Origin of the sequence: Microcoleus sp. B13-B6 (genome assembly GCF_036705405.1) — a bacterium.
Lineage (GTDB): Bacteria > Cyanobacteriota > Cyanobacteriia > Cyanobacteriales > Microcoleaceae > Microcoleus.
The window spans coordinates 1-10,847 of sequence record NZ_JAUBUJ010000160.1; the positions used below are offsets into that span (position 1 = coordinate 1).

A 10,847-nucleotide genomic window follows, 5' to 3' on the forward strand; every position below is an offset into this window, starting at 1 on the left:
TCACTAACTCCGTTGAGAGTTAGGCTAACCGTCCCTGGATAGGAGAACCTACCCATTTAGGTTAAACGAATCGCACAACGGAAATGATATTAGCTATAGCGATCGAGTAATGCTTGTAAACCACCTTGATAACCTGATCCCACTGCATTGAGACGCCACTCGCCGTCTTTCCGGTAGAGTTCAGCCATGATCAGTGCTGTCTCTATGGAATAATCTTCTACCAAGTCATAGCGAACAGCTTCCTGTTGTGTTTGGGCATTAACGATCCGCACGAAGGCATTTTGCACCTGACCAAAATTTTGACGGCGTTGCTGTGCTTCATGGATGGTTACAGTTACAAGAATTTTTTGGACATCATTAGGCACTTTTTTGAGGTTGATTTTGATAACTTCATCATCCCCCTCGCCGGCCCCCGTGAGATTATCTCCCAGGTGCTGCACTGATTTGTCGGGATCTGGACTTGTGAGATTGTTGTAAAAAATGAAGTGGTTGTCAGAAATTAATTTTTCGTTAGCACCTAAGAGGAACAATGATGAGTCTAGGTCAAAGTCAGAGCCCGTGTCTGTAGCTTTAACGTCCCATCCCAGTCCTATGAATACTTCTGAGAGACCGGGTGAAATTTTTTCAAGCGATACCCGTTGTCCTTTGTTCAGAGATACGGCCATGATTCAATCTTCCTCATTAGAATTAGAAGTGGTTATGGAGGGAGGCGCGGACTGGAAAACTTTATTAAGTTTTTGCTGGAAATAGTTGGAGAATTTTAAATCTTAAATAATAAGAATATTAGCTAACTGTGCCGATGTCAATAGGGGTTACAACTCTTAATTATTTTTTTTGTCTGAGTACAAAGCAATCATGCCCTGCCTCCCACAGTTGTGTAATCTCAGCTTGGGTTATTGTGCTTGTGTATTTTGACAAACTCTCGGAACTTCGCCGTGTTTTGTGATGCCAGTGACCATTACCAGGCCGTTTCCAGAAGGCCCTCCGCTTGGAAGCCTCCTGTGTTGCAATACCATCGACTTGTGGCGTCGATGGTGTTGCGACGGATTCCCCACTCTGGAGCAACTTCGATTTTCTTTATGCCATTTAACTCGATCGCTCGGATGACCTGATGAAGGAGGTATAACTGTACAGTTTGGGCCCAAAAGTCTGCGCGATCGCTCTGCAAAACTGGCCACTAATTTTAGTCTATTTTCTAACCGACGAAAGCGGTTGCTATAGTTTAATTTAAATGCCGATCGGCTCGAATCGAACTCTTTGCCTGACAATAAAAGCTCAATCCCTATCACTCCGTAGTGTCGGGGAGAATTTCGACTACATACTCCGGTACATATTCGGGTCGATTCTCTGGCCGATTCGGGGGCAAATTATCGGGCAAATTATCGGGCAAATTATCGGGCAAATTCCTCGGTGGATGTTCGAGTCTGACTCGCCGGATCGGGAGATTTGCAATTAGTGCTGTGGCCCGCTGGTCGCTCTCCAGCGAGAACTCAGACCCGGTGGTATCGATTTCCACGTAGCGAGATACCACCTCTAGAATTTCTCGGCGCATCGACTCAACCATTTCTGGGCTGAGTTCTGAGCGATCGTGGGCTAGAACCAGTTTGAGGCGCCGTTTTACCTCGTCGCGGCTGTTGTCAGGGGTGCGCGGGAAAAGTCGTTCGAGAAGTGTGTGTATCATGGGTCGGGCTGGTTTGTCAAGGGTTAGGCATAGAAAAGGTCATACCATTTTCGATTTTCGATTTTCGATTTTCGATGGGGGAATCAGTGATTCCCGTCAGGTTGGGAGCTGGTCTACAGTTTCATTCTTTTTGGGAACTGGTGTCACTGGGGGAAATTTTGGGCTAGTTTTTGTGATGGGGTCGATTTTCGATTTTCGATTTTCGATGGGGGAATCAGTGATTCCCGTCAGGTTGGGAGCTGGTCTACAGTTTCATTCTTTTTGGGAACTGGTGTCACTGGGGGAAATTTTGGGCTAGTTTTTGTGATGCGGTCGCTGCTGTTAAAGATCGATCGCCAATGAGCACATCACATAATTTTAGTATTTAAGAACTTGCGGAGGCGAGTAAAGAAGTTTTCGGGACGGGGATTTAGATCGAGAAATTCAACTTTTTCGCCTTCTAAGCGGCGGGCAATATTGTCGAAGGCTGTTCCAGCTAAAGAGGCCGTTTCCGACAATACTAATGGTTCCCCTCGGTTGGTGGAAACGATGACGCGCTCGTCGTCGGGAACGACGCCTAACAGCGAAATGGCGAGGATTTCCCGCACGTCTTGCACCGACATCATATCATTTGCCAGCACCATTGCGGGTCTGATCCGGTTGACGATTAGGTTGATTTTCTTGACGTTGTTGGCTTCCAGCAGCCCGATGACTCGATCGGCATCGCGGACAGCAGCGATTTCGGGAGTGGTGACAATGATGCCTTCTTGAGCCGGGGCGATCGCATTTTGAAAGCCTTGTTCAATTCCAGCAGGAGAGTCGATCAAAATATAGTCGTATTTTGGTCCCAACATCCCCACAAGCTGCTTCATCTGCTCGGCGCTGATGGCATCTTTCATCCGAGTTTGGGCAGCCGGCAACAGCACCAAGCGCGGCTGTCGCTTATCTTTCACCAAAGCTTGCTCTAATCGGCACTCTCCAGCGAGAACTTCTAATGCCGTGTAAACAATCCGATTTTCTAAGCCCAGCAGCAAGTCTAAATTTCTGAGACCGAAATCGGCATCAATTACAGCAACGTTGCGCCCCCGCTTAGCTAAAGCCATGCCGAGATTGGCTGTGGAGGTGGTTTTTCCTACCCCGCCTTTCCCTGATGTAACAACAATAATGCGAGCCATAAGCGATTTTTAGATTAGTTATTGCTAATTGGTAATTGGTAATTGGTAATTGCTAATTGCTAATTGCTAATTGGTAATTGCTAATTGGTAACAACTAACAAATGCCAACTAACAACTGTCAACTGTCAACTGTCAACTGTCAACTGTCAACTATCAACTGTCAACTGTCAACTAACCATTACCCCCGACTAACTGCGATTTGTCAAAATCAGAGGCTCTACCGATCCGAATCCCTTGAGGCGTCACATAGGCGACTTCCGGGAAAAACTGAGCGGGTGAGGTTTCTGGGCCTCTGGCAACATACTTAGCAATCCTAATCACCATCGGTTCCATCTGCAAGGTCATAATCACGCTTTTGGTGTTGCCACCGGCACCGGCGTGCACGACTCCCCGCAAACGGCCCCAAACTAGGATATCGCCTCCGGCGATGACTGAGCCGCCGGGATTTACGTCTCCCAAAAGTACGACGGTGCCCGGATGACGAATTTCTACGCCCGATCGCACTGTCATCTGCAAATATAAAGGTTCCGCCAGCGATTGCGGTTTTTCGGCAGTGGCTTTATTCAGGGAAGAAACCGGAGGCTGCTGTTCTACACAATAGCCTGCTGTAGCAGCAGCAACGGCGGTTTGGCGGCGACTGGTGTGGACTCGTTTGAGTTGCAGTTCCACTTCCGAGAGGGCATCGGCGATTTCTTGCAGTTGGCGGATATCTAAAAGTCGATCGTTCGCCATCAATTGTACTTCGGCATTTGCCTGCCAAAAGCGTTCTCCTGCGTTCAGCCTGACTTTTAGCTGCTGCCAAAGTTCAGTCCAAGTCGAGGCCGTGGCTGTTGGTAATTCACTGGTGTTAGTTTCTGAGGGGAGTAGCAGTAGTAGCTGTCCATCTTCTGTTTTAAGGCGGACTTGCATATCAAGGCTGACTTCGGGTGTCGCTTGAGGGGCAGGTTCGGCAGCGGCTCCGGGGAAAACATCGGGTGTCATGGACAGGTCTGAGTTCGGGTAGGGACAGGTTAACATCAATATTAGCCTGAGTGGTCATTAGTCATTAGTCATTAGTCATTAGTCATTAGTCATTAGTCATTAGCAGGGCACTCCGCGCACACTTTAGACAAAAGTAGGACTTACGCATGGAGGTCTAGAAACCTGGTTTTTTTACAAAAATACTTCGTTGCAACCGGGCGATTCGGTAAAAAAACCGATTGCTGGATATTGGGCGGCAAATCCGCTGGTAGCAGAGATTGATGAGATTGCGGCGGGTTCTTTTAAATTGCGACAACCTCCTGAAATTCAGGGTAGTGGTTATGTTGTCAAGTCTTTGGAATCGGCACTTTGGGCGTTTTACAACAGTTCTTCTTTTGCTGAAGGCTGTTTGTTGGCTGTAAATTTGGGCGACGATGCGGATACAACTGGTGGGGTTTACGGACTGTTGGCGAGGGGTTTTTACGGAGAATCTGGTATACCGGAAAAATGGATCTCGCAATTAGTCGATCGCACTTTAATTGCATCTTTTGGCGATCGGCTTTTGACTTGATCTCGATCGCTGTGAATACTTATATCAGTTTTCAATCTTCTTGGTTTTTACAAGAACTAGCAATTTTAGTTAACATAGATAAATTTACCCCACCATCTACCAGAATAGGCGCAACCACAGGCAGATTGCGCCAACAAAACGCTATATTTTGTTGTTCATAAGTCCTGAATCGAAAATCAAAAATAAAAAATCGAAAATCAATTGACCTGTGTAGCAATTCGTGATATGTGTCTTCGCGTTGATCTAGGGTGTGTCATCAATTAAAAGAGTTGACAAAAGCGGGCGAATGTGCGTAGGGTTCGGATCGCTCACTCAAGCTTCAGGAAAACCCGATGACACGGCGCTACTGGCAGCATCAGTCATTTGGCTGGCTTAACCCTCCGATCGCTACTCACTACACGTTAATTCTGTTTTGTCAACCAACCTAATTAATGACACGCCCTATATATAAAAAATATTTATGAATAAATCTTAAGTTTTAATTAAATTTAGTATTATAATTTTGGTAACTTCCAACTAAGTATTTATTCTCACTATGATAGCGGATCAATTTCCTTGGCTGACCGCAATTGTCATCCTACCCCTGGTAGCTGCCCTCGCCATCCCTTTTCTGCCCGATACAGACGGCAAAACCGTGCGCTGGTATGCCCTAGGCGTAGGCATTGCAGATTTTGTATTAATGTGCTGGGTGTTTTGGACTCATTACGATCCCAGCATCTCTACTTTCCAAATCGTCGAACAATATCCCTGGATACCTTCTTTAGGCTTCAACTGGTCTGTTTCCGTTGACGGGCTGTCTGTGCCGTTGGTACTGTTGGCGGGATTGGTGACGACCCTATCAATCTTTGCAGCCTGGGAAGTCGATCGCAAGCCGCGACTCTTCTACTTCCTGATGCTGGTGATGTACTCCGCACAAATAGGAGTCTTCGTCGCCCAAGACATCATGCTGCTCTTCATCGTCTGGGAACTAGAACTAATTCCGGTGTACCTCCTAATCTCGATTTGGGGCGGACAAAACCGTCGCTACGCAGCTACCAAATTCTTGATTTACACCGCAGGCGCTTCCATCTTTATTTTGATAGCTGCCTTAGCAATGGCATTCTACGGCGGAGGCACCCCCACCTTCGACATGGTAGAACTAGGCTTGAAGGACTACCCACTGAGTTTAGAATTACTGCTTTATGCGGGATTGCTGATTGCCTTCGGTGTGAAACTGGCGATTTTCCCCTTCCACACTTGGCTACCTGATGCCCACGGTGAAGCATCTTCTCCCGTATCGATGATTCTGGCCGGCGTATTGCTGAAAATGGGCGGATACGGACTGATTCGCCTGAATTTGGAACTTCTTCCCCAAGCACACGTTTACTTTGCACCGATTATGGCGGTGCTCGGCGTGGTCAATATTATCTACGGCGCGCTGAATTCCTTCGGCCAATCGAACATGAAGCGCCGCCTAGCGAATTCGTCGATTTCTCACATGGGATTCGTGTTGTTGGGTATTGCTTCCTTCACGGATTTGGGAATCAACGGGGCGCTGTTGCAAATGATTTCCCACGGTTTAATCGCCTCAGTATTGTTTTTCCTGGCTGGCGTTACTTACGATCGCACCCATACAATGATCATGGACGAGATGGGCGAGATTGGGAAAGTCATGCCGAAAGTGTTTGCCTTGTTTACCGCAGGCGCGATGGCATCCTTGGCACTCCCCGGAATGAGCGGTTTTGCTAGCGAACTCTCAGTGTTTGTGGGCGTCGCAACTAGCGATATGTACAGCGGTTCTTTCCGCGCGGTGACAGTGTTCCTGGCGGCAGTGGGACTGATTTTGACGCCGATTTATTTGCTCTCGATGCTGCGACAGTTATTTTACAACTGTGGGACACTAGCGGCTTGCGACCTTGAGGATCTAAATTTGCAGAATCAGAGAAACAATCTGGATGAAGCGGTTTGTTTTGGTAATAGTTGCGTTTTGCCTGGTGATGCACCGTTTATTGATGCTAAACCTCGGGAAGTGGCGATCGCATTTTGCTTTTTGATACCGATTGTCGGCATTGGTTTTTATCCCAACATGGCCATGCAAGTCTACGATGCCAAGACTGTCGCAGTCAACGCAGAAGTCCGCCAATCTTACATCCAAATTGCTCAACAAAATCCTCGGATTTATGCGAATCAACTTTTGGTTCCCAAAATTGCCCAAGCTCAAAAATCGCCTGCTTTGGACAAAATTACAGGGTCTGAATCTGCATCGGTTTTTGGCATTGTCAAATAATTTTACCGAATTCTGTTTTTGTTGAAAATTGGGCGATCGCTTTTGTCAAAGGGCGATCGCTTTTTTGTTAGCCCTGAATTTCTGAAATAATCTGCGCCAGATTCTCCCTAGCATATCCCACCTCAAGAATCGATTTATCCTCCAGTTCGGAGGCAACTTTATTCAAGATATTTAGCGGTTCTTCCAAGCCTGTCGTCTTCACAAACAACACTTGCAACCGAGTTTTTACTAATTCTAAAATAGAACTAATTGGCTCGCCTTTATTCCCTTTCCGTGTAGCAATGTTGATGCTCAATTTGTGAGTTTTCAACAGCCGCATTCTTTCTATTCCTTGCGTCTTAACCGTCTCCAAAACCTCCGCTCGAATCTGATCGACTAATCGGTCGGTTACATATTGCACGATCAAAGGCTGAAGCATAAAAACAGTTTCCCCGCCCTCACTAATTTTGTCAATCAGCGAGCGACGACCCAGAGAATCGAGATTTTTCAGCAAATCGGAAAGCGATGAATTGACCAACATCTGCTCTCGCAAAGTCGCCAGGGAAACTGGGTTTTGAGCAATAGCAATCCAGTAGGCAATATCTTGTTCAGAACTCGACATGCGATCGAACTGCTGCGCGAGCAAATTGCTGATATGTTCTTCAATAAATAAAGCCGTAGCTTCCAAAAGGTTTAAAACATTCCCCTCAAAAAACTCGTTAATTGTTGTCGCTACAATCTTTAATGCTAACAGATTGCCTCCGTACCGGGATAACAAGATTTCCAACTCTCGATCTTGAGCCGACAAACCTTTTTCTTTGAAAATTTCCCGCGCTATTTCCTCGGAAATAGCAGGTTTTAAAGACCGCACTTTTTCTCCCGCCAGCAAAGCCAGTTCCGTAGGCTCTTCCGAACTAACTAGCAGTAAACAGCTATTGTGATTGACCTCAGACAGCCGCACGATTAAATCTCGATATCCTTCGCAGCCTTCGCGGTAGTGTCCCGCTAATTCTTCAGGTCTGAGAACCGCTTCAAAATCATCTAAAATTACCAGACAGCGGTGTTTCCGCAGATACTCGACCAAGCGCGAAATTTTGCTGTTGAGGTCGAGCGGCACATCGGGTTTTTGTTGGTTATAAAAAAGTTGAATTAAGCTCCCTAGGAAGTCGGATGGTGCGGGTGTCGATCGCAGCGATCGCCAAATCACAAAATCAAACTCATTCTGTATTTGTTTTGCTAACTGCACCGACAGAGTTGTTTTGCCACTACCAGCCAAACCCAGCAGCGCTACCAGGCGACAATTATCTGATACAATCCACTGCTTTAAAGTAGTTAATTCTTCAGTCCGTCCGTAAAAAACCGAAACATCCGGTGCTTGGCCCCAATCTTCCTGTCGGTGTCCAATCGCCATCTTCAATAGGGAGCCTTTACCTCGACTAAAATCGCTCGTTCCCTGATCGATGTGGTATGAAAACAGCAACTGATGCCTCAATTCCGAAAGCTTTCCAGGGCCGTTCCCCCCGATCTGAAACTTTTTGTAAACTTCGCCGAGTCTTTTGCGAACGGCGATATCGCTAATGCCAAGCTTGGTTGCGATCGTCCCTGTAGATTGACCGTCGAGAGCCATAAACACAGTTTCTAACTCGGCATCTGTGACACCGCGCTGTTTGGCGATCGTTTGCACAAAGTTTTGAGGAATCGGAGTAGTCAAGGTAGGAATCTCGTCTATACTAAAAATCTATCTTCTATTATATTGTGTGAGTTCTCGCAGGCGAGCAATTGAATCGAATCTACCAACGTTCAGCTTGCTTTTTGTTGTTTGGGCAGTTTTAGATATTTATACCCCATTATCTATTGTGATACCAGTTTAAACAAAGAATGCAACTGTAGGCCCCCGTTCCAAACCCATACAGAATCAGTCATTCCCAATTCTTCAATTCTTTAATTCTTTAATCTAAAAGGGTATGAGGAACCGGGAATCGATCGGCATTAATTGTTGCTATGTCCCTACTCGTAGAACCTATTGTAGGGTGGGTGGAGGCGCGGCCATCAATCTGTAGAACCAAAGGATAAATCTCCAACCGCGCCACCACCCACCGCGAACCAACAACCGGGTAAATTCACAATTCCTGAAAGCAGCACTTTATCAGCCAAAAACCTTCGCACTAGCGCGGTATTCTTGGGCCGAAAGCAGCCGCCAACTCCCCTCGCCCAGAAGTTCCAAAACCTGCTGGTGATATTTCACTAAGCTCAATCGGTGGCCGACACTCACAAACGTAGTTTTAGTGGCTTGCAACTGCTCGTATAAATGTTGCTCGTTCTTCAAATCCAAAGCACTTGTCGCCTCATCCAAAATAGCGTATCTCGGTTCCGTCAATAACAATCTAGCAAAAGCTAAACGTTGCTGTTCTCCCAGCGACAAAATCTCACCCCAATCTAAATCCGCATCAAAACCGCCCAATCTGTCCGGCAAATCTGCTAAGTTTACTGATGCCAAAACGCGGCGCAATTTTTCCTCATCAACCTCGCTGCTGCTGTTGGGATACAAAAGTTGCGATCGCAAACTACCCAAAATCATATAAGGACGCTGCGGCAAAAACAGCATTTCCCCCAATTCCGGCCGCGCCAAACGGCCGGTTCCCGATTCCCACAAACCCGCAATTGCCCGCAGCAAAGAACTCTTCCCAGCACCGCTTTGCCCGACAATTAACAGTCCTTCACCGGGCTGCACTGCTACCGACAAATCCCTAATTAAAGTCTTTTGATGCTGCGGAGTATCTAAAGTAACGTGCTCCAGTGTCAACTGAGAATCTACTACTACATCTATAGCAGTTCCTCCGGCACGAGATACCGCTTTTTCCGCTTCCAGAGTATCTGTAAATACAGTCAAACGATTGATACTAGCGGCAAAAGAACTCAGCGGCTCAATCTGAGTTACAATCACAGAAAAAGCGCGCAAAACCTGACTAAAAGCAAAACCAGCTTGAGTGATATCTCCAAACTCGATTGTACCACTTTGATCGGCAAAATAAGTTGGAGCCAGAAACAAAGCCGGAATAATCACCACAGCATATCCGTATCCAGTTGTGAAATAATCCAAATTCCGCTGCCAACCAATTAGCAAATTAAAATTGCGAAATACTTCCACAAATCGCTGCTTTATTTGAAATGATTCTTGCTCCTCGCCTCCATAAAAAGCAATAGATTCGGCGTTGTCGCGAATGTGAACCAGTCCGTAGCGAAAATTTGCTTCTTTTTTAAGTTGCTCGAAATTCAGAGGTACTAATCTTTGACCAAAAACTAGAGTAGCTGTCGTGCCCACAATAGCATAGATAATCAGAAAAATCGAAAGTTGTTTTGAGATAGACCACAGGATACCAGTAAAAGATATAATATTAACTATTGAACCCAGGATGAGCAGCATAAATGACAAACTTGTCCGGGTAAAAGATCGGACATCTTCGGAAATTCGCTGGTCTGGATTGTCGATTTCCTTGTGTAAATTTATTTCGTAATAAGCCCGATTCTGAAAATACTTATCGAGGAACTTATTCGTCATCCACTCCCGCCAGTAGATACCCAATTTATCTTCGGTATACCTATAAATTACCACAATGGGAGTGCCGACTATAAAAACCCCTGCATACACAAACAGATACTTCCAGTAATTGAGCTGGTCTTTCTTAGCTAGTGCTGTGTTAAAAAAGTTACCGACGTAACTAATTATTACATTCATACCGCTGACTGACAGGGACAAAAACAGCAGCAAAGTCAATAAAGCCCAGGGCTGCCAGTGTGCAGTCAATCTGTCTTTGAACCAGACAAAAGCACTGAAAGGAATAATTAACATTAAAGCCACGATCGCAATTGCGGGCGAATTAATAATTCCTTTCAACAAAGTAACTAAGCCGGCAGCAATACTATTGACAAATTGGGGAAATAAGACTTGAGTACCCAAACATACAGCGCTGACGAACACAAACATCGCAGCGAAGAGAAATATCAACAACAGCGCCACTAATCCCAAAAATACCCTGCCTCCCCCAGGCTCTAAAGGATAAAAGTAAGGTTGAGCGATCGCAATAAATCTCTGCCACAACTGACGGTCAAATCGATTCATCTTTGCTGTTTACAAAACTACTTTGACTGTTCTAACATATGGGAGCATCTCAGTTTTGTAAAAAGCATTTTTTTTATTGTAGTGCGAGCGTCCCCGCTCGCGTATTGTACAATACG

General features: G+C 45.9%; 8 protein-coding genes. 2 read left to right on the top strand and 6 right to left on the bottom strand.

Annotated features, from left to right (window positions below; translation table 11 throughout):
* Positions 1–89 precede the first annotated feature (89 nt).
* The 4 genes from QUB35_RS36770 to minC form a co-directional block, all read right to left on the bottom strand.
* Entirely contained in the window at positions 90–665 is a 576-nt protein-coding gene (locus tag QUB35_RS36770; RefSeq protein ID WP_333147677.1) for a TerD family protein, read from the bottom strand.
* 620 nt (positions 666–1,285) lie between these two features.
* On the bottom strand, positions 1,286–1,681 hold the full coding sequence (gene minE, locus QUB35_RS36775; protein WP_445252069.1) for a cell division topological specificity factor MinE: 396 nt from the start codon (positions 1,679–1,681) through the stop codon (positions 1,286–1,288).
* A 347-nt stretch (positions 1,682–2,028) separates the two neighbouring features.
* Positions 2,029–2,835 carry a septum site-determining protein MinD gene (minD, locus tag QUB35_RS36780; RefSeq protein ID WP_333103449.1) on the bottom strand — a complete coding sequence of 269 codons (807 nt, stop codon included), beginning with the start codon at positions 2,833–2,835 and terminating at the stop codon, positions 2,029–2,031.
* 171 nt (positions 2,836–3,006) lie between these two features.
* Positions 3,007–3,816, bottom strand: coding sequence for a septum site-determining protein MinC (gene minC / locus QUB35_RS36785; RefSeq protein ID WP_333147679.1), 810 nt, complete (start codon positions 3,814–3,816; stop codon positions 3,007–3,009).
* A gap of 187 nt (positions 3,817–4,003) precedes the next feature.
* Here minC and QUB35_RS36790 point away from each other — a divergent pair, with 187 nt between their 5' ends.
* Together QUB35_RS36790 and QUB35_RS36795 are read left to right on the top strand one after the other, a co-directional pair.
* Complete coding sequence (locus tag QUB35_RS36790; RefSeq protein WP_333147681.1) at positions 4,004–4,366, top strand: ADP-ribosylglycohydrolase family protein; 363 nt, start codon at positions 4,004–4,006, stop codon at positions 4,364–4,366.
* 535 nt (positions 4,367–4,901) lie between these two features.
* Positions 4,902–6,632, top strand: a complete 1,731-nt coding sequence (locus QUB35_RS36795; RefSeq protein WP_333147683.1) for an NAD(P)H-quinone oxidoreductase subunit 4 — start codon at positions 4,902–4,904, stop codon at positions 6,630–6,632.
* 67 nt (positions 6,633–6,699) lie between these two features.
* On the opposite strand, the gene QUB35_RS36800 is transcribed toward QUB35_RS36795, so the two are convergent.
* Together QUB35_RS36800 and QUB35_RS36805 are read right to left on the bottom strand one after the other, a co-directional pair.
* A complete protein-coding gene (locus QUB35_RS36800; RefSeq protein ID WP_333147685.1) occupies positions 6,700–8,322 on the bottom strand; it encodes an NB-ARC domain-containing protein in 1,623 nt (540 codons plus the stop codon).
* A gap of 435 nt (positions 8,323–8,757) precedes the next feature.
* The gene (locus QUB35_RS36805) at positions 8,758–10,731 is read right to left on the bottom strand and encodes an ABC transporter ATP-binding protein/permease (RefSeq protein ID WP_333147687.1); all 1,974 of its coding nucleotides are present in this window, start codon (positions 10,729–10,731) and stop codon (positions 8,758–8,760) included.
* Positions 10,732–10,847: the final 116 nt, after the last annotated feature.